The following is an 18,953-nucleotide window of genomic DNA, read 5'->3' on the forward strand; positions in this document are numbered from 1 at the left end:
TTTCCTCCGCGCGAGCAAGGAGTTACAGAAGAGTTTCGATCTCGTCAGCCGAACGCGTCGACCGTGGCCTGGCAGAACGCCTTCAGATCGTCCGGTTTACGGCTGGTGACCAGCTTGTTCGGGCCGCCGGTGCACACGACGACCTCCCGGTCCTCCCAGGTGGCCCCGGCGTTGCGCAGGTCCGTCTGCAGGCTCGGCCACGAGGTGAGCGTACGGCCCCGCACCACGTCGGCCTCGATGAGCGTCCACGGCGCGTGGCAGATGGCGGCCACCGGCTTGCCGGCGTCGAAGAAGCCCTTGGCGAACGCGACGGCCTGCGGCACGGTGCGCAGGAAGTCGGGGTTGGCGACGCCGCCGGGCAGCACGAGGCCGTCGAAGTCGGCGGGCGACACCTCCTCCACCGTGGCGTCCACGGCGAACGTGTCGGCCTTGTCGAGGTGGTTGAAGCCCTGGACCTGGCCCGCGCTGGTGGAGACCAGCTTGGGCGTGCCGCCGGCCTGCTTGACGGCCTTCCACGGCTCGGTGAGCTCAACCTGCTCGACGCCTTCGGGTGCCACGAGGAACGCGATGGTCTTGTCCATGCCTGCCCCCTATCCCGCAGGCCGCGATCTATACGCCCAGGTGTGACCGGCCCATGCCAGGGCCGCGCCGATCGCGTACCAGAGCAGGTCGGGCGGGTTGAAGGTGCTGCCGAGCAGCGGGCGCAGCACCGCCGGGATGCCCGCGAGCTGGGCGAACTCGATCGCCCAGCTCAGCCCGGCCGACACCAGGGCGGCGGCCCACGGGCGGACGCGGGGCAGGGCCAGCAGCACGAGCAGGTAGATCAGCACCGTGTAGAGCGCGTCGCCGGCGTACTTGGGGACCGGGCCGTCCCAAAGCATGCGCACGCCGAGGCCCAGACCTATGGTGACCAGCGCGGCGAGGGCGACGGGCAAACGGGACACCGGGCACACACTAGTAGCATCGGCCCACATGAGTGCGACCATGGTGGTGCGGGATCTGGCGGCCGGACACGGGGAGCGGGTGCTGTTCTCCGGGCTCGATCTCGTGGTGGCCCCCGGCGACGTGATCGGGCTCGTGGGGGCCAACGGCGCGGGCAAGTCCACGCTGCTGCGCATGCTGGCCGGGATCGACCGGCCGGAGCAGGGCACGATCCGGCTCAGCCCGGCCACGGCCACCGTCGGCCACCTGCCGCAGGAGCCCGACCGCAGGCCGGGCGAGACGGTCAGGGAGTTCCTGGCCCGGCGCACCGGCGTGGCCCAGGCGCAGCGCGAGCTCGACGCCGCCACGCAGGGCCTGGTCGAGCAGGCGCCCGGCGCCGACGACGCCTACAGCGTGGCCCTGGAGCGGTGGCTGTCGCTCGGCGGCGCCGACCTGGAGGAGCGCACCGAGACGATCGGGCTGACGGTCGGCCTGGACCAGCTCATGACCTCCCTGTCCGGCGGCCAGGCGGCCCGCGCCGGGCTGGCGTCGCTGCTGCTCAGCCGCTACGACCTGTTCCTGCTCGACGAGCCGACCAACGACCTGGACCTCGACGGCCTCGACCGGCTGGAGGGCTTCGTCAACGGGCTGCGCGCCGGCACCGTGCTCGTCAGCCACGACCGCGAGTTCCTGGCCAGGACCGTCACCAAGGTCCTGGAGCTCGACCTGGCCCAGCAGCAGATTCACCTCTACGGCGGCGGCTACCAGGCGTACCTGGACGAACGCGAGGTCGCCAGGCGGCACGCCAGGGAGCAGTACGAGGAGTACGCGGAGACCCGCGCCCAGCTGGAGGCGCGCGCCCGCACCCAGCGGGCCTGGATGGAGAAGGGCGTCAAGAACGCCCGCCGCAAGATGCCCGACAACGACAAGATCGGCCGCAACGCCCGCGTCGAGGCCACCGAGAAGCAGGCGGCCAAGGCCCGCCAGACCGACAAGATGATCGAGCGGCTGGAGGTCGTCGAGGAGCCGCGCAAGGAGTGGGAGCTGCGGATGGAGATCGCCGCCGCGCCCCGCTCCGGCGCGGTCGTGGCGACGCTGCGCGGCGCGGTGGTCCGGCGCGGCACGTTCACGCTCGGCCCGGTCGACCTGGAGCTCGGCTGGGCGGAGCGGGTGGCGATCACCGGACCCAACGGCGCGGGCAAGACCACGCTGCTGGCCGCCCTGCTCGGCCGGACCGAGCTGGACGAGGGGCACGCCGCGCTCGGCCCCGGCGTCGTCGTCGGCGAGGTCGACCAGGCGCGCGGGCTGTTCGAGGGCGAGGAGGCGCTGCTCGACGCGTTCGCCACGCACGTGCCCGAGCTGGTGCCCGCCGACGTGCGAACCCTGCTGGCCAAGTTCGGGCTCAAGGCCGGGCACGTGCTGCGTTCGGCGGCCACGCTGTCACCCGGCGAGCGCACCCGGGCCGCGCTGGCGTTGTTGCAGGCCAGGGGTGTTAACCTGCTCGTGCTCGACGAGCCGACCAACCATCTCGACCTGCCCGCCATCGAGCAGCTGGAGTCGGCGCTGGCGAGCTACCCGGGCACCCTGCTGCTGGTCACGCACGACCGCCGGATGCTCGACGCCGTGCACGTCGATCGCCGGCTGCGGGTGGAGTCGGGCGCGGTCACCGAAGCCCGCTGAAAATTTACACCGCGCAAGGAAACGAAGATGAAACAATTCTCCGCCACTCGTTGACATGCGACGTTCCTATGGTGTGCCGTGCTCTACACAGATAACCCCCCGCCTGAAGGTGAGGCACTCATGAGGAAATGGCTCGCGCGCCTGGCTGTGCTGGGCGTCGCGCTGTTGGTAGCCGGTCAGGGCCAGGCGGCCCTAGCGCAGGACCCTGCGGCGGGGAAGAAGATCGTACGTGTGGGCGCCACCCAGGCCGTCGACTCGATGAACCCCTTCCTCGCGGTCCGCCTGGTCTCCACCTCGATCCACCGCTGGATGTACGGGTTCCTCACGGTGCCCGACTCCAAGACGCTCAAGCCGAGCCCCGACCTGGCCGAGTCGTGGACCACGTCCGAGGACGGCCTCACCTGGACGTTCAAGATCCGCCAGACGAAGTGGTCCGACGGCCAGCCGGTCACCGCCGAGGACGCCGCCTGGACGTTCAACAAGATCATGACCGACGACGCGGCCAAGACCGCCAACGGCCCCGCCGTCGAGAACTTCGAGAGCGTCACGGCCAACGGCCAGGACCTGGTCATCAAGCTCAAGGCCCCGCAGGCCTCGATGCTGGAGAACCCGATCCCGATCATGCCCAAGCATGTGTGGGAGAAGGTCACCGACCTCGGCCAGTTCTCCGGCGACCAGTACCCGGCCGTGGTCAGCGGCCCGTACATCGCCGTCGAGCACAAGAAGGACCAGTACGTCAAGCTCAAGGCCAACCCCAACTACTGGCGGGGCGCCCCCAAGATCGACGAGCTTCAGGTCATCTTCTACGACAACCCCGCGGCCTCGATCGTCGGCCTGAAGAACGGCGAGATCGACCTGATCGGCCGGCTCAACCCGCCGGAGTTCGAGGCGCTCAAGGGCGACCCCAACATCGTCCAGTGGAACCAGCAGGGCCGCCGCGCCAACTACCTGCAGATCAACCACGGCGCCACCACCACCGACGACAAGCCCGTCGGCGACGGCCACCCGGCGCTCAAGGACCAGAAGGTCCGCCAGGCGCTGCACTACGCCATCGACAAGGACAAGCTCGTCGCCGAGGTGCAGAACGGCCTGGCCAAGCCCGCCCACGGCTCGATCGTGCCGCCCATGTACACGGACTTCTTCTGGGAGGCCAGCGGCGACACCAAGGTCACCTACGACCCGGCCAAGGCCAACCAGATCCTCGACGAGGCCGGCTACAAGAAGGGCGCCGACGGCGTCCGCACGATGCCCGACGGTGACCGCAAGCTGGAGTTCCGCTTCAGCATCCACACCGACACCCCGATCGAGGACAAGCTCGCCGAATACCTGACCGGGTTCTTCAAGGAGATCGGCATCACGCTGACCACCAAGAAGCTCGACTCCAGCAAGTTCACCGAGGAGACCGGCGTCACCGGCCTGTTCGACATCGCGATCAGCGGCTGGTCGGTCAACCCCGACCCGGAGGAGGTCCTGGCGACGCACCTGTGCAGCCGCCGGCCGACCCCGTCCGGCGAGGGCGGCGGCACCGAGTCGTTCTACTGCGACGAGACCTTCGAGAAGCTCTACCAGGAGCAGCTCAAGGAGCTCGACCGGCCCAAGCGCGCCGAGCTGATCAAGCAGATGCAGGAGCGCCTCTACACCGACGCCCCGGTCATCGCGATCTACTACACCAACGACCTCGAGGGCTACCGCAAGGACCGCATCAAGAGCGTCACCTCGGTGCCCGAGCAGGACGGCATCCTGTACGGCGCCAGCAGCTTCTGGCCGTTCTACTCGCTGGAGGCCGTCGAGCCGGCCGCCGCCGAGGCCGAGGGCGGCTCCAACACCGGCCTGATCGCCGGCGTGGTCGGGGCCGTGGTGGTCATCGGCCTCGGAGCCTTCTTCCTCACCAGGCGGCGTAAGAGTGCCGCGGACGACCGAGAATGACAGCACCTCTCGAAGCAGTGGAACCCGCCGCCTCCCAGGCGGCGGGCCCCGCTGAGGACCATCGCCCCGCCCGCCACGGCATCCTGCGCTACGCGCTGTCGAAGGCCGGCGGGGCGTTGTTCAGCATCGCCATGGTGATCATCGGAACGTTCTTCCTGTTCCGGCTGCTCCCGGGAGATCCCGTACGGGCCCTGGCCCAGGGACGCAACATGACCCCCGAGCAACTGGACATGGAACGCCGCAGGCTCGGCCTCGACGAGCCGCTGATCAACCAGTTCCTCAACTTCCTGGGCGACACGCTCCGCTTCGACCTCGGCATGTCCTACGAGTACAAGCGCCCGGTGCTCGACCTCATCGGGGACCGGATCGGCGCCACGCTGCTGCTGGCGGGCGTCGGCCTCGCGGTCGCGGTCAGCCTCGGCATCTGGCAGGGCATGCGGGCCGGGTGGCGCCACGGCAGCCGGTTCGACCGGTTCTCCACCGGCACCTCGCTGGTGCTGTGGTCGGTGCCGACGTTCTGGCTCGGGCTGCTCCTGCTGCTGGTGTTCGGCGCCTACCTCAAGATCTTCCCGTCGCGGGGCATCCAGAGCGTCGACGCGCCCGACGGGTTCGCCTACGTGCTCGACGTCGCGCACCACATGGTGCTGCCCGTCATCACCCTCGTCGGCGTGGTCTACGCCCAGTACCTGCTGGTCATGCGCTCGTCCCTGCTCGACGAGGTGGGCCAGGACTACATCACCACCGCCCGGGCCAAGGGCCTGCGCGACGACGACGTGCGGCGGCGGCACGCGGTGCCCAACGCGCTGCTCCCGACGGTCACGCTGGTGTTCATGCGCGTCGGCTTCGTCGTGGGCGGCGCGGTCACGGTGGAGACCATCTTCAGCTGGCCCGGCCTCGGGCAGCTCTTCTACGAGGCGGTCAGGGTGCCTGACTTCACGCTGATGCAGGGCACGTTCATGCTCATCACGGTCGCCGTGATCATCATGAACACGCTGGCCGACGTGATCTACCACATCCTCGACCCGAGGGTGAGGTCGGCATGAGCGTCGCGTCGGCACGCAGGCGGCAGTCGCTGACCCGGTTCTGGAAGGACTTCAGCAGGCAGCGGGCCGGTGTCGTGGGCCTGGTCATCCTGGTCGTCGCCGCGCTGCTGGCCGTGGTCGCGCCGCTGTTCATCGACCAGAGCGTCACCGGCGTCGTCAACGCCCCCGGCAAGCCGATGCAGCCGCCCAGCCTGGAGTTCCCGTTCGGCACCGACGAGTCGGGCCGCTCGATCCTGCTCATGGTGTGGTGGGGCTCGCGCACGTCGCTGCTCATCGGCTTCCTCGCGGCGCTGGTCAGCATGCTGATCGGCACCGTGCTCGGCATCGCCGCCGGGCACTTCCGCGGCTGGGTCAGCGCGGTCATCCTGCGGGTGACCGACTGGTTCCTGGTGCTGCCCTCGCTGGTCACGGCCCTGGTGCTGGCGGCCATCATGGGCGGCAGCACGTTCACGATCATCATGGCGATCGGCGTCACCACCTGGCCGACGACCGCCCGGCTGATCCGCGCCCAGACGCTGGCCGTCGAGGCCCGGCCGTACATCGAGCGCTCCAAGGCGCTCGGCGCCGGCCACTGGCACGTCACCACCCGGCACGTGCTGCCAAACGTGGCGCCGCTGCTGCTGGCCAGCACCACGCTGGAGGTCGCCAGCGCCATCGTCACCGAGTCCACGCTGGCCTTCCTCGGCGTCAGCGCGAACAAGACCTCGTGGGGCACGATGCTGCGCGGCTCCTACGACTGGGGCGCGGCCACCTCGGGCGCCTGGTGGTACATCCTGATCCCCGGCCTGTGCATCGTCGCGGTCGTCATGGCGTTCACGCTGTGCGGCCGGGCGCTGGAGGCCGTGCTCAACCCGCGACTGCGGAAGGCGGGCGCATGACCCTCCTCGAACTGGACGACGTCTCGGTGACGTACCGGATCGCCTCCGGCGAGGTCCCCGCCGTGCGCGGGGTGTCGCTGTCGCTCGACAGCGGCGCCGCGCTCGGGGTCGCCGGCGAGTCGGGGTCCGGCAAGTCGACGCTGGCCATGGCGCTGCTGCGGCTGCTGCCGCGGGACGCGCGCGTCGGCGGCCGGATCCTGCTCGGCGGCGAGGACGTGCTGACCATGAAGTGGGGCCGGCTGCGCGCGGTGCGCTGGGCGGAGGCCTCGATCGTGTTCCAGGGCGCGCAGCACGGGCTCAACCCGGTGCGCCGGATCGGCGAGCAGATCGCCGAGCCGATGCTGGTGCACGGCCTGGCCAAGCCCGACCAGGCGGACAAGCGGGTGGCCGAGCTGCTCGGCCAGGTGGGCATGCCCGCCTGGCGGGCGCAGAGCTACCCGCACGAGCTGTCCGGCGGGCAGCGCCAGCGCGTGATGATCGCGATGGCGCTCGCCTGCTCGCCCAAGCTGATCATCGCCGACGAGCCGACGACCGCGCTCGACGTGATGGTCCAGGCCCAGGTGCTGACGCTGATCAAGGACCTGGTCGCCAAGCACGACATCTCCCTCATCATGATCTCGCACGACCTGTCGGTCCTCGCCGACGTGTGCGGGCAGCTCGCGGTCATGTACGCGGGCCGCGTCGTCGAGCACGGCCCGTCGCGCGAGGTGTTCCACGACGCCAAGCACCCCTACAGCAGGGCGTTGGCGGCGGCGTTCCCCACGGTCGGCGACCCGGTCTCCCGGCTGGCGCCCAAGGGGCTCGGCGGCGACCCGCCCGACCCCATGCACCTGCCGTCCGGCTGCGCCTTCCACCCGCGCTGCCCGATCGCGCTGGAGGAGTGCTCGTCGCTCGACGTCGAGCTGTGGCCCGCCGGTGACCGCCGCAGCGCCGCCTGCGTGCACGTACGGGCGAAGGAGGAGGCCTCATGACCGAGACCGAAGCACCGGCGGAGACCGTGAGCACGGCCCGCCGCACCCTGCTCGAAGCCCGTGACCTGCGCGTGGAGTTCGCCTCGCGCGGGCGGCGGGCCCGCGCGGTCGACGGCGTGAACCTCGCGGTCGGCGAGGGCGAGATCGTGGCGCTGGTCGGCGAGTCCGGCTGCGGCAAGACGACGCTCGCCCGCACCCTGCTCGGCCTGGAGAAGCCCACGGCGGGCACCGTCCACTTCGACGGCCGGCCGCTGAAGTACGGCTCGAAGGCGCTGAAGGAATACCGCAGGCAGGTGCAGCTCGTCCTCCAGGACCCGACGGGCTCGCTCAACCCGCGGCACACCGTCTACGAGGCGGTGGCCGAGGGGCCGCGCATCCACGGCCTGCCCGACGAGGCCGACATCGTGAACTCCGCGCTGTCGCGGGCCGGGCTGCGCCCGCCGGAGCGGTTCCTGCTGCGCTACCCGCACGAGCTGTCCGGCGGTCAGCGGCAGCGCGTGGTGATCGCCGGTGCGCTGGCGCTGAACCCGAAGGTGCTGATCGCCGACGAGCCGGTGGCCTCGCTGGACGCCTCGGTGCGCGGCGAGATCCTGGCGCTGATGCTCAAGCTCCGGGACGAGCTGGGATTGTCGGCGCTGGTCGTCACCCACGACCTGGGCCTGGCGTGGAACATCGCCGACCGGGTGGCGGTGATGTACCTGGGCCGGATCGTCGAGTCGGGGCCGGTCGAGCAGGTGCTGACCGCGCCGCGCCACCCCTACACGCAGGCGCTGCTGTCGGTGCTGCCCGAGTCGCCCGAACGGGTGGTGCTGACGGGCGAGCCGCCGGACCCGACCCGCATCCCGGGCGGCTGCCGTTTCCACGCCCGCTGCCAGGTGCTCGCCTCCGGCAAGGCGGCCGAGGCCGGCGTGGACGCCCGGTGCAGGGGTGAGCTGCTCGACATCCTGCCTGCTTCGGCCGCCGCGCAGGCGGCCTGCTACTACGCGGACGCCACGGGCTGAAAGGCCGCCGCGTTCTCGGCGGCCCACTCGGCGAAGCTCCGGGCGGGCCTGCCGGTGACCTGCTCGACGGTCGGGACCACGGTCTTGCCGACGTCCGGGGTGTTGCCGAGGGCGTCGATGAGGAACGCGATCGTCTCCTCGCCCATGCCGAACGAGCGCCACTGGGCGCGGGCCTCGTCCTCGGTCAGCTCGACGAAGCGGATCTCGGCGCCGAGGGCCTCGCCCAGCAGCCGGACCTTCTCGGCGGTGGTGACGGCGGCGGGGCCGGTCAGCGTCAGGCTCTCGCCGCCGTGCCCGCCCTCGGCCAGCACGGTCGCGGCCACGGCGGCGATGTCGCGCTCGTGCACCATCGCGCTGAGCCGGTCGCCGAACGGCTCGCGGACGACCCCCTCGCTCCTGACGGAGTGCGTCCACCACTTGAGCGTGTTGGACATGAACTCGACCGGGTGCAGCAGCGTCCACTCCATGCCGGTGGCGGCCAGGGCCTGCTCCAGCGCGCCGTCGGCGCGCCCGCCGAGCACGGTCACCCGCTTCACCCCGGCCTCGGCCGCCAGCGCGGCGATGCGGTCGCCGTGCTGGAGGGGAGCGTAGTCGTCGCCGGCGAAGTTGATCAGGTGCGCGGCCTCGACGCCGTCGAACGCGGCGGCCAGCGTCTCGGGCCTGGCCAGGTCGCCCTCGACGACCTCGACGCCCTCGGGCAGATCGGCCTTGGCGGCGTCCCTGGTCAGGGCCCGGACGCTGTGGCCGGCGCGCAGGAGCTCCTCCACGACGAGGCGGCCGACGGTCCCGGTGGCTCCGGTGACGAGGAAAGTCATGGCATGCTCCTTCTAGATGTGCGGAACGGAACGTTCTGATCTCAGAATAGCAGAACAGAACGTTTCATTCCACTAGAAGGCGCTGATCGCCGCCGGAGCCCTCTCGGCCCTGCTCAGCGTGCGGATCACCGCGGTCGCGCCGTGCCGGTGCACGGCCAGCCGCGCCAGCATCTCGACGACCGGCTCCACGACCTGCGGCGGCAGCTCGGGAGTCGGCACCCCGACGCTGGCGGCCAGGTCGTCGGCGTGCACCACGAGCTCGATCAGCCGGGTCAGCAGGAAGTCGTCCAGCAGCAGCGACCAGTTCGGCAGGTCGATCACCCGGTCGGCGGGCTCCGCCGCGAGCGCGGTCCGCTGGCGGTCGAGCAGCTCCTCCGTGGCCGCCGCCAGCGCCTCGGCCCCACGGGCGGCGGCCTGCTCGCCGCCGCGCCTGATGTTCACGTTGCTCTCGTGGTCGAGGCCCTCCTGCACCCACGGGGAGCGCGTGTAGTGCTCCAGCAGCCGGATCGGCTCCCCGGCGCCCTCGCTCGCCAGCGCGCCGTCGACGCGCACGAGCTGCTGCGCCAGGTGTCCGGCCAGCCCGCCGACGCTGAACTCGGTCAGCGCGCTCGGCTTGTCCCAGGCCGCCGCGACGGCGGGGTCCCGCAGCAGCGCCGCCGCCGAAGCGGCCGCCGTCACGTACGCGTTCCTGATCTCCCCCATAGGTGGTGATATCCCCTCATTGCGGTGTCATTGCGGGTTTTCGCCAAGGTTATCCCTGGCGGTCCGCGTGATCGCGTCCCGGATGAACCGCCGGGCCAGCTTCGCCCTGCGGAACCGGCTCAGCACCGGCGGCGGCGTCCCGTACCGCCTGGCGCGGATGTCGGCCACCACCACGTCCGGCGCGCCCAGCTCGGCCAGCACGTCGAGCGCCTCCCGCTTGGTGATCAGCCGCCCGTCCCGCAGCGTCACCGTCGCCCGCGCCACCGTCACCATGCCGAGATCCACCCACACCTCGCGCAGCCAGCGCCGCCGCCCGCCGAGCTTGACCAGCCAGAAGTCACGCAGATCCGCCCGGACGAAGTCGGCCAGCTCGCCGTCGGACACCGGCGGGATCAGCGCGTCCGGCGGCTCCCCGTACAGCTCCAGCGCCCCCGTCAGCAGCTCGCGGCGGGTGACGGCGGTGACCGGCCGCTCGAACAGCTCCGCCATCGCCCACGTCACGTGCCGCTCGCCCGGATCGGCCAGCCGCGCCACCGGCAGGTAGGAGCAGTGCAGCTGCCCGGCCAGCGGCAGGTCGAGCCCCTGGTGAAGCGCCTCCAGCCGGCCGCGCTCCGCGTCGGTGAGCGGCCTCTCCACCACGGCGACCAGGTCCAGATCGCTCCGGCCCGGCTGGTAGTCGCCCCTGGCCAGCGACCCGTGCGCCCACAGCGCCACGAGCGGCACGACCGGCCCGACCTCCGCGAGGAAGCGCGTCAGCAGAAGCTCCGTGGAAGTGTGCATGCTGCCACTGTGAACGATCAGCCGCCGCCCATCCATACGGCGGCCGGTAAAACCGGTTGCCGGGTGCCGGGGGCGCCCGAAACGATCGGGTTCATGACCGCTGAACGCCCGCTCGCCCTGGTGACCGGGGTGGGGCGCACCACCGGCATCGGCGCCGGCATCGCCCTGCGCCTGGCCGACGCCGGCTGGGACCTCGCCTTCACCTACTGGCACCCGTACGACGAACGCATGGCCTGGGGCGTCGAGCCGGGCGCGACGGAGGAGATCGACCGGGAGCTGACCGGACGCGGCGCGGCCACCGTGGCGGTCGAGGCCGACCTCGCCGACCCCGAGGCCGCCGCCCGGATCTTCGACGCCGCCGAACGCCTGGGCCCGGTCACCGCGCTGGTGATGTGCCACTGCGAATCGGTCGACTCCGGCCTGCTCGACACCACCGTCGAAAGCTTCGACCGGCACTTCGCCGTCAACGCCCGCGCCACCTGGCTGCTCGTCCGCGAGTACGGCCGCCGCTTCCGCGGCGCGCACGGCACCGGCCGCATCATCAGCCTGACCAGCGACCACACCGTGCACAACCTGCCCTACGGCGCCAGCAAGGGAGCCCTCGACCGGATCACGCTGGCGGCCACCCACGAGTTCGCCCACCTCGGCATCACGGCCAACGTCGTCAATCCCGGCCCGGTCGACACCGGCTGGATGTCGGACGAGGTGCGTGACGCCTGCCTGAGCGCCACGCCGCTCGGCCGCCTGGGCACCCCGCAGGACACCGCCCACCTGGTGGAGTTCCTCTGCTCGCCGCAGGGCGGCTGGATCAACGGCCAGCTCCTGAAGAGCAACGGCGGCATGGCCTGACCGGCACGCCGGGCTCAGGCCGGCGCCGTGGCGGGCCGGACGCCGGCGCGGCGCCGGAGCCCGAAGGCCGCGATCACCACGCCCGCGACCGCCGCCCCCACCGGGACGAGCAGGGCGAGCCGGAGCGAGTCCAGCGCCGCCTCCGGCGTGGCCGCGCCGCCGAGCGCCGCCACGCTCACGGCGGTCACCGCCGACAGCCCGAGCGCGGTGCCGAACTGGAAGGCCGTGTAGAGCAGCCCGCTCGCCAGGCCGTGCTCGTGCTCGGCGACGCCGTCGGTGGCCGCCATGGTCAGCGGCCCGTACGCCAGCGAGAACGCCAGCCCGAGCAGCAGCATGGTCGGCAGCATCGCCGCGTACGTCCAGTCCATGCCGATCGGCAGGAACAGCGCGTAGCCGAGCGCGGCCACCACCAGCCCCCCGAACAGCACTCGGGCGTTGCCGAAGCGGTTGACCAGCCTCGGGGTGAGCGTCGGGGCCAGGACGGTGTCCATGCCGATCACGAGCATGGCCAGCCCCGTCTGCAGGCTGCTCCAGCCGCGCACCTCCTGGAGGTAGAGGGTGGCGACGAACTGGAACCCGGCGAACGACGCCAGGAACAGCAGCGCGCCCAGGTTGGCCCGCACCAGCGGCCCGGAGCGCAGGATGCCCAGCCGCACCAGGGGGTAGGCGGCCCGCCGCTCGATCAGCACGAAGGCCACCAGCAGCAGGAACCCGGCGCCGAACACGCCGAGCGTGCCCGCCAGGCCGTCACCCGGGTGCTCCAGCCGGACCACGCCGTAGACCAGCAGCAGCATGGCGCCGGTGATGCTGAACGCGCCGGCCAGGTCGAACACGCCCGCGGGCCGCTCGGGCGCCGGCGTCTCCTTGATCAGGATCAGCGCGGCGGCCAGGATCACCGCCGCCATGATCACCGGCGCGAAGAACACCCAGCGCCACCCGATCGAGGTCAGCAGCCCGCCCGCGACCAGGCCGAGCGAGAAGCCGCCCGCCGCCGTCCCGGCGTACACGCCGAGCGCCTTGGTGCGCTGCGGCCCCTCCGGGAAGGTGCCGGTGATCAGCGACAGCCCGGCCGGGGCCATGAACGCGGCGGCGACCCCGGTCACGAACCGGGCGACGAGCAGCATCCACCCCTCGGTCGCGAATCCGCCCAGGCCGGAGAAGGCCAGGAAGACGGCCAGCCAGAACAGGAACATCCGGCGCCGGCCCAGCAGGTCGGCCGCCCGGCCGCCCAGCAGCATGAATCCGCCGTAGCCGAGCACGTACGCGCTGACGACGCCGCTGAGCGTGCCGGTGGACAGGCCCAGGTCGGCCCGGATCGACGGCAGGGCCACGTTCAGCATGGCCACGTCGATCCCTTCCAGGAAGACGGCTCCCGCCAGGACGAGGAGCACGCCCCGGGCGCGTGCGTCCATGCGGGTGTGCACAGGTGTGGACACGGTTCCATTCCTCTCGACAGCACGGAACCGGTCACGGTTACTCAACAGCATGCCGGTTCCCTCTTGTAACCAGCAGCATCGTCGAGCACCATGAGGTGTCATGGAAGACGGCACTTCACAGTCCCTCGGTTACTGCGGGGATACCGGCGGCGACTACGACGTCCTGCAGTGGGACACCCGCGAGGACTGCGAGGTCAGGCAGATCCTCGACCGCGTGGCCGACAAGTGGTCACTGCTGGTCATCGCGCTGCTCGACCGGCGCAGCCTGCGCTTCAGCGAGCTGCGCCGGATGATCGACGGGGTCAGCCAGCGCATGCTCACGCGCACGCTGCGCCACCTGGAGCGCGACGGGCTGGTCAGCAGGACCGTGCACCCGACCGTGCCGCCGCGCGTCGACTACGAGCTGACCTCGCTGGGCGCGACCCTGCACTCCACCATCCGCGAGCTGGTCACCTGGACCGAGTCGCACCAGAACGAGATCGCCACGGCCCGCGCCGCCTACGACGCCCGCGTCCTGGCCGAGCAGGAGGCGGCCGAGGCCGACGCGGGCAGGCGGGCCGAGATCGCCCGCGGCGTGCTGACGGGCTCCCGCTGAGCCCGAGGCGTCAGGACGTGCCGAACAGGGCGCTGACCGACTCGCCGCAGTGGATCCGGCGCATGGCCTCCGCCAGCGCCGGGGCGACCGACAGCACCGTGAGCTTGTCGCTGGGCTTGGGCGGCGGGACCGTGTTGGTGCACACGATCTCCTCGACCTCGGGCAGCGCGCTGAGCCGCTCGATCGAGCCGTCGGCGAACAGCCCGTGGGTGCACGCCACGCGCACCGAGCGGACGCCGCGCTCGCGCAGCCGGTCGAGCAGCTCGATGACCGTGCTGCCCTTGGCGATCTCGTCGTCCAGGATGATCACGTCCTTGCCCGCCACGTCGCCGATGACCGAGCTGATCACCACCCGGTCGTCGGCGAAGCGCTGCTTGGCGCCCATCGCCACGCCCGCGCCGATCAGGCGGGCGAAGTGCGCGGCCTCCTTGGCGTTGCCCAGGTCGGGGGAGACCACGACGGTGTCGGACAGGTCGTAGCGCCGGAAGTGCGCGGCCAGCTCGCGCAGCGCGTGGAGGTGGTCGACGGGGACGCTGAAGAAGCCGTGCACCTGCGGGGAGTGCAGCGTCATCGTCAGCACCCGGCCCGCTCCGGCCGTCGCCATCAGGTCGGCGACGAGCCGCGCGCCGATCGAGATGCGCGGCGCGTCCTTCTTGTCGGAGCGCGCGTAGGCGTAGTGCGGCATGACCACGGTCGTCCTGGCCGCCGAGGCGCCCCGGGCGGCGTCGAGCATGAGCAGCAGCTCGACCAGATGCTCCTGGGTGGGCGGCACGAGCGGCTGGATCAGGAACACGTCACGCTCGCGGCAGTTGGCCTGGAGCTGGACCTCGATGACGTCGTTGGCGAAGCGGTCGACCTTGACCGGGTGGAGTGGGGTGCCGAGCTGGGCGCAGATCTCCTCAGCCAGCTCCGGGTGTGCACTTCCGCTGAAAACCGTGATGTCTCGCACGATTCCCACACCCTACAGTCAGGCCAGCAGGCCGGGCGTGAGCGAGCCGAGGTCGTCGACGACGCGCCAGGCCAGGGCCAGCGCGTCGGGCGCGGGCGGGTAGCGCGGGTGCGGGACGGCGATCACGCGCATGCCGGCCGCGTCGGCGGAGCGCAGGCCGTTGCTGGAGTCCTCGACGGCCACGCAGTCCGCCGGGTCGGCGCCGAGCCTGCGGGCCGCCTCCAGGTAGCCGTCGGGGGCGGGCTTGCCGCGCGCGACCTCCTCGGTCGACACGGTGGCCGTGAAGCAGCTCGTCAGGCCGCTGGCGTCGAGCACCACGTCGATCAGCGCCCGGGGCGAGGAGCTGGCCAGGCCGAGCGTCACGGATGCGGCCAGCCGCCGGACGGCCTCGGTGGCGCCGGGCATCAGCGGCACGCCGTCGCGGTAGCGGGCCGCCATCTGCTCGATCACGCGCCTGGCGATCTCGCCCGGCGGCAGGTCCACGCCGAGTTCGTGCAGGTAGGCGGCCCACTCGCCGGTGCTCATGCCCATGAGCCTGGACTGGGTGTCGTCCTGCCACACGCCGCCGTGGCCGGCGACGAAGGCCCGCCGCACCTCTTCCCACACCGGCTCGGAGTCGACGAGCACCCCGTCGAGATCGAACACGCACGCTTTCATGGGCCCAGCAAATCACATCCGCCTTTTGTCCGTATTGCCCGACCTTTGGCCCTGTCTGTGGTGATTTTGGGGCATGCACCCGGCATGGCCGACCTTCCATTCCACGATCGCCAGGACTACGAGGACGCGGATCGCGGGTTCATCGCCGGTCTGACCCCGGCCGTGGTCAAGGACGTCGACGGCCGGGTCGTCTGGGACAACGACGCCTACGCCTTCCTCCAGGCCGACTGCCCCGAGACCGTCCACCCCAGCCTGTGGAGACAGGGCCAGCTCTGCGCCAGGCAGGGCCTGTACGAGGTGGCCGACGGCATCTACCAGGTCCGCGGGCTCGACCTGTCGAACATGACCCTGGTCGAGGGCGACACCGGGGTCGTCGTGGTCGACCCGCTCATCTCCACCGAGTGCGCCGCCGCCGCGCTCCGCCTCTACCAGGACCACCGCGGCGAACGCCCGGTCACCGGCGTCGTCTACACGCACTCGCACGTCGACCACTTCGGCGGCGTACGCGGCGTCACCGGCGGCGGCGTGCCCATCCTGGCCCCCGAGGGCTTCCTCGAACACGCCGCCGCCGAGAGCGTCTACGCCGCGCCCGCCATGACCCGCCGCGCCGTCTACATGGAAGGCCCCGCCCTCGACAGGTCACCGTGGGGCCAGGTCGGCGCCGGCCTCGGCATGGCCTCCTCCACCGGGACGATCTCCCTCATCCCGCCCACCCTGTACGTCACGCGCACCGGCCAGGAGGAGACCGTCGACGGCGTGCGGTTCAGCTTCCAGCTCGCGCCCGGCGCCGACGCGCCACCCGAGATGTCGTTCCTGCTGCCCGACCGCCGGGCGCTCTTCCTGGCCGAGAACGCCACCCACAACCAGCACAACCTGCTGTCGCTGCGCGGCGCCCCGGTGCGCCATCCGCGCCGCTGGACGCACTGCCTCACCGAGGCCATCACGCTGTTCGGCGACGCCGCCGACGTGGCCTTCGCCTCCCACCACTGGCCCTCCTGGGGCGGCGAGAACATCGTCCGCTTCCTGTCGGAGCAGCGCGACCTGTACGCCTACCTGCACGACCAGACACTGCGCCTGATGAACCAGGGCATGACCGGCCCGGAGATCGCCGAGCACCTGCAGCTCCCGCCCGGCCTTGAGCAGGTCTGGCACACCCACGGCTACTACGGCTCGACCGGCCACAACGTCAAGGCCATCTACCAGCACTACCTCGGCTGGTTCGACGGCAACCCGGCCCACCTGTGGGAGCACCCGCCCCGGCAGAGCGCGATCCGCTACGTGGAGTGCCTGGGCGGCGGCGCCGCCGTGGTCGCCTTCGCCAGGGCCTACCTCGACGCCGGCGACCTGCGCTTCGCCGCCCAGCTGCTCAACCACGCGGTCTTCGCCGATGAGGGCAACAAACCGGCCCGCGACCTGCTGGCCGAGGTCTACACCCGGCTCGGGCACGGTGCCGAGAACGCCACCTGGCGGAACTCGTACCTGATGGGGGCGCTGGAGCTGGCCGACGGGATCGTGCCCGCCACGGCCGCGCAGCCCTCGCCCGACCTGATCGCGGCGCTGAGCGTGAGCCAGATCTTCGACTCGATCGCCATCCGGGTCAACGGGCCACGAGCCTGGCACGAGCGGCTGTCGATCGACTGGCACCTGACCGACCTGGGGGAGCGGCACCGTACGACGCTCTCCAACGGGGCGCTCGTCCACCAGGAGAACCCGCCGGAGGCGGAGGTCGACCTGACGCTCACGCTCACCAAGGCGCAGCTCCTCGCGCTGCTCACGGGCAAGTGCGTGGAGGGCGTGGACCGGGAGGGCGACACGGGCGTGCTCAGGCGCCTGGTGGCCGTGCTGGACGGTCCCGTGCCCGGCTTCGCGATCGTGACCCCGTGACCGGTCCTGCCCACATGAGCGTCGCCAGCACCGCCCCGGCCGCCGGACCGGCGAGCAGGGGCGCCGACACGCCGCCCGCGTGCCAGCTCGCCGCCGCCCCGGCCGCGCACGCCAGCACGGTCACGGCGAACGTCGCCGCCCACAGCGGAAGCACGTACAGGAAGGCGAAGAACAGGGGGAACACCAGCCAGGCGAACGGCGCCGACAGCGTCGCCAGGCCCGCCCACGCGCAGGTGAGCGTCACCAGCCAGACCCGCTCGCCGGTGCGGCTCAGGCCGCTGCCGAACACCGGCCCGGCCGCGTAGAGCGCTGCCAGCAGCACGCCGGCGACGGCCACGACGGGCCGCCCGTCGCCGCCCACGGCCGCCAGCAGCAGCACCGCCGACGCGCCGTGGACCGCCCACCAGAGCAGCCGCACCATGCCACCGAGCGTAATCCGCGCAGGTCAGCGCCGCCTGGGCGCCACGCTGGAGAAGGCGAGATAGAGCACGCCCGCCAGCACCAGCGCGACGACCACGCCGATGTTGGCCGAGGCGAACGTGCCCGCCTTCAGGTCGTCGCTCATCAGGAAGCCGACCAGGCCCGCGATGTTCGGGTCGGCCGAGCTGATCAGGCCGATGCCGACGAACGAGGCCGCCACCAGCGACACCACGCCCGCCCAGTTGACCGCCGGCGCGCCCGGCCGCAGCAGCCGCTCGTCGTAGGCGCGCCCGCCGTCGCGCAGCCGCCACAGGTCCACCAGGAAGACCGCGACCCAGGCCGCCATCACCACGCCGATGATCGCCAGGAACGCCTGGAACGTGGCCAGGAAGCTGGTCGAGACGAACAGCAGGTAGTAGCCGCCGAGCACCATGAGCAGGCCGTCGATCAGCACCGCGTAGTGCCGCCTGATCGGCACGCCCAGCGCCAGCATCGACAGGCCGGACGAGTAGATGTCCATGATCGCCCCGGCCAGGAACCCGCCGATGGCGGTCAGCAGGTACGGCAGCAGGAACCAGGTCGGCAGCGCCCCCGCCAGCGCCGCCACCGGGTCACCGGCCGCCGCGCCGGCCAGCTCCGGGTCGCCGCCCGCCAGCAGCACGCCGAACACCAGCAGCACCATCGGCGGCAGCGCCCCGCCCAGCGTCGTCCACAGCGCCACCCGCGAGGGCCGCGACGCCGACGGCAGGTAACGCGAGTAGTCGGCCCCGCAGTTGACCCAGCCCAGGCCGAGCAGCGTCATCGCGAAGATCACCCCGCCCACCCAGGCGCCCGGCCCCGCGTCGCCGCCCTCCAGCGCGGTGCCCAGGCGCGGCGCCATCAGCACCATGTAGATCACGGTCAGCACGATGAACGCGTAGGTCAGGTACCGCTGCACCACCATGATCATCGCGTGCCCGTACACCCCGACCGCGATCGTCACCAGCGCCGCCACCGCGAAGCACACCGCCGTCGCCGTCGTGGCGGGCACGCCCGGCGCGACCCGGCCCAGGATCGCCGCCCCGCCCTGCGCCGCGAGCGTGACCAGCACGGTCTCCCAGCCCACGTTCGAGACGTACGACAGCGCGGCGGGCAGCTTGTTGCCCTGGTAGCCGAACGGCGCCCGGCCCAGCGTCATCGTCGGCACCCCGGACCGGGACCCGGCCACGGCCACCAGCCCGACCAGGCCGAACGAGAGCGCGTAGCCGACCGCCCCGGTGATGATCGCGGGGACGACGCCCAGCCCGAGCCCGACCACGTACACGCCGAACGCGACCCCGAACAGCGACAGGTTCGAGCCCGCCCACGGCCAGAACAGATCCGACGGCCGGCCGCGGCGCTCCCCCTCGGGGATCGCGTTGATGCCGTTCCGCTCCACTGCCAACGTGTCCATGATCGGACGGTACC

19 protein-coding genes are annotated in these 18,953 nt (G+C 71.8%); 9 read left to right on the plus strand and 10 right to left on the minus strand.

Going from position 1 to position 18,953, the window contains the following annotated elements; genetic code table 11:
* Positions 1-44: 44 nt before the first annotated feature.
* A complete protein-coding gene (locus ACWDXC_RS39740; protein ID WP_449991234.1) occupies positions 45-581 on the minus strand; it encodes a type 1 glutamine amidotransferase domain-containing protein in 537 nt (178 codons plus the stop codon).
* A gap of 9 nt (positions 582-590) precedes the next feature.
* Positions 591-944, minus strand: coding sequence for a ribosomal maturation YjgA family protein (locus ACWDXC_RS39745; RefSeq protein ID WP_364167534.1), 354 nt, complete (start codon positions 942-944; stop codon positions 591-593).
* A gap of 28 nt (positions 945-972) precedes the next feature.
* On the opposite strand from ACWDXC_RS39745, the gene ACWDXC_RS39750 reads away from it, so the two are divergent.
* From ACWDXC_RS39750 to ACWDXC_RS39775, 6 genes are all read left to right on the plus strand, one after another.
* Entirely contained in the window at positions 973-2,601 is a 1,629-nt protein-coding gene (locus tag ACWDXC_RS39750) for an ABC-F family ATP-binding cassette domain-containing protein (protein WP_449991236.1), read from the plus strand.
* A 120-nt stretch (positions 2,602-2,721) separates the two neighbouring features.
* Positions 2,722-4,527 (plus strand): ABC transporter substrate-binding protein, encoded by a 1,806-nt coding sequence (locus tag ACWDXC_RS39755; RefSeq protein WP_219511791.1) that lies wholly within the window; start codon positions 2,722-2,724, stop codon positions 4,525-4,527.
* On the plus strand, positions 4,524-5,570 hold the full coding sequence (locus ACWDXC_RS39760; RefSeq protein ID WP_364167525.1) for an ABC transporter permease: 1,047 nt from the start codon (positions 4,524-4,526) through the stop codon (positions 5,568-5,570). Before ACWDXC_RS39755 ends, ACWDXC_RS39760 begins: the two co-directional genes overlap by 4 nt.
* On the plus strand, positions 5,567-6,448 hold the full coding sequence (locus tag ACWDXC_RS39765; protein WP_364167523.1) for an ABC transporter permease: 882 nt from the start codon (positions 5,567-5,569) through the stop codon (positions 6,446-6,448). Before ACWDXC_RS39760 ends, ACWDXC_RS39765 begins: the two co-directional genes overlap by 4 nt.
* Positions 6,445-7,419 (plus strand): ABC transporter ATP-binding protein, encoded by a 975-nt coding sequence (locus ACWDXC_RS39770; protein ID WP_449991241.1) that lies wholly within the window; start codon positions 6,445-6,447, stop codon positions 7,417-7,419. Before ACWDXC_RS39765 ends, ACWDXC_RS39770 begins: the two co-directional genes overlap by 4 nt.
* On the plus strand, positions 7,416-8,420 hold the full coding sequence (locus ACWDXC_RS39775; RefSeq protein ID WP_364167518.1) for an ABC transporter ATP-binding protein: 1,005 nt from the start codon (positions 7,416-7,418) through the stop codon (positions 8,418-8,420). The genes ACWDXC_RS39770 and ACWDXC_RS39775 overlap by 4 nt, the downstream gene beginning before the upstream one ends.
* Here the strand turns inward: ACWDXC_RS39775 and ACWDXC_RS39780 are convergent.
* The 3 genes from ACWDXC_RS39780 to ACWDXC_RS39790 all read right to left on the minus strand — a co-directional run bounded on the left by ACWDXC_RS39780 (position 8,399) and on the right by ACWDXC_RS39790 (position 10,717).
* The gene (locus ACWDXC_RS39780) at positions 8,399-9,235 is read right to left on the minus strand and encodes an NAD(P)H-binding protein (protein WP_375072488.1); all 837 of its coding nucleotides are present in this window, start codon (positions 9,233-9,235) and stop codon (positions 8,399-8,401) included. The genes ACWDXC_RS39775 and ACWDXC_RS39780 overlap by 22 nt on opposite strands.
* A gap of 72 nt (positions 9,236-9,307) precedes the next feature.
* Entirely contained in the window at positions 9,308-9,937 is a 630-nt protein-coding gene (locus ACWDXC_RS39785; RefSeq protein ID WP_449991246.1) for a maleylpyruvate isomerase N-terminal domain-containing protein, read from the minus strand.
* A 27-nt stretch (positions 9,938-9,964) separates the two neighbouring features.
* The gene (locus ACWDXC_RS39790; protein ID WP_449991248.1) at positions 9,965-10,717 is read right to left on the minus strand and encodes a nucleotidyltransferase domain-containing protein; all 753 of its coding nucleotides are present in this window, start codon (positions 10,715-10,717) and stop codon (positions 9,965-9,967) included.
* A gap of 93 nt (positions 10,718-10,810) precedes the next feature.
* Between ACWDXC_RS39790 and ACWDXC_RS39795 the strand changes: the two genes are divergently transcribed.
* Positions 10,811-11,566, plus strand: coding sequence for an SDR family oxidoreductase (locus ACWDXC_RS39795; RefSeq protein ID WP_449991250.1), 756 nt, complete (start codon positions 10,811-10,813; stop codon positions 11,564-11,566).
* A gap of 14 nt (positions 11,567-11,580) precedes the next feature.
* On the opposite strand, the gene ACWDXC_RS39800 is transcribed toward ACWDXC_RS39795, so the two are convergent.
* Entirely contained in the window at positions 11,581-13,002 is a 1,422-nt protein-coding gene (locus tag ACWDXC_RS39800; RefSeq protein WP_449991253.1) for an MFS transporter, read from the minus strand.
* A gap of 100 nt (positions 13,003-13,102) precedes the next feature.
* Here ACWDXC_RS39800 and ACWDXC_RS39805 point away from each other — a divergent pair, with 100 nt between their 5' ends.
* The gene (locus tag ACWDXC_RS39805; RefSeq protein ID WP_449991255.1) at positions 13,103-13,597 is read left to right on the plus strand and encodes a winged helix-turn-helix transcriptional regulator; all 495 of its coding nucleotides are present in this window, start codon (positions 13,103-13,105) and stop codon (positions 13,595-13,597) included.
* Between the two features lie 10 nt (positions 13,598-13,607).
* Here ACWDXC_RS39805 and ACWDXC_RS39810 read toward each other — a convergent pair whose 3' ends face one another.
* Both ACWDXC_RS39810 and ACWDXC_RS39815 read right to left on the minus strand, forming a co-directional pair.
* A complete protein-coding gene (locus tag ACWDXC_RS39810) occupies positions 13,608-14,546 on the minus strand; it encodes a ribose-phosphate diphosphokinase (protein WP_219511812.1) in 939 nt (312 codons plus the stop codon).
* A gap of 18 nt (positions 14,547-14,564) precedes the next feature.
* The gene (locus ACWDXC_RS39815; protein ID WP_449991259.1) at positions 14,565-15,191 is read right to left on the minus strand and encodes an HAD family hydrolase; all 627 of its coding nucleotides are present in this window, start codon (positions 15,189-15,191) and stop codon (positions 14,565-14,567) included.
* A 96-nt stretch (positions 15,192-15,287) separates the two neighbouring features.
* Between ACWDXC_RS39815 and ACWDXC_RS39820 the strand changes: the two genes are divergently transcribed.
* Complete coding sequence (locus ACWDXC_RS39820; protein ID WP_449991261.1) at positions 15,288-17,087, plus strand: alkyl/aryl-sulfatase; 1,800 nt, start codon at positions 15,288-15,290, stop codon at positions 17,085-17,087.
* Here the strand turns inward: ACWDXC_RS39820 and ACWDXC_RS39825 are convergent.
* Together ACWDXC_RS39825 and ACWDXC_RS39830 are read right to left on the minus strand one after the other, a co-directional pair.
* Complete coding sequence (locus ACWDXC_RS39825) at positions 17,026-17,508, minus strand: hypothetical protein (RefSeq protein WP_449991264.1); 483 nt, start codon at positions 17,506-17,508, stop codon at positions 17,026-17,028. The genes ACWDXC_RS39820 and ACWDXC_RS39825 overlap by 62 nt on opposite strands.
* Before the next feature lie 24 nt (positions 17,509-17,532).
* A complete protein-coding gene (locus tag ACWDXC_RS39830; protein WP_449991266.1) occupies positions 17,533-18,939 on the minus strand; it encodes a purine-cytosine permease family protein in 1,407 nt (468 codons plus the stop codon).
* Positions 18,940-18,953: the final 14 nt, after the last annotated feature.

The sequence above is a fragment of the Nonomuraea sp. NPDC003214 genome, assembly GCF_053590035.1.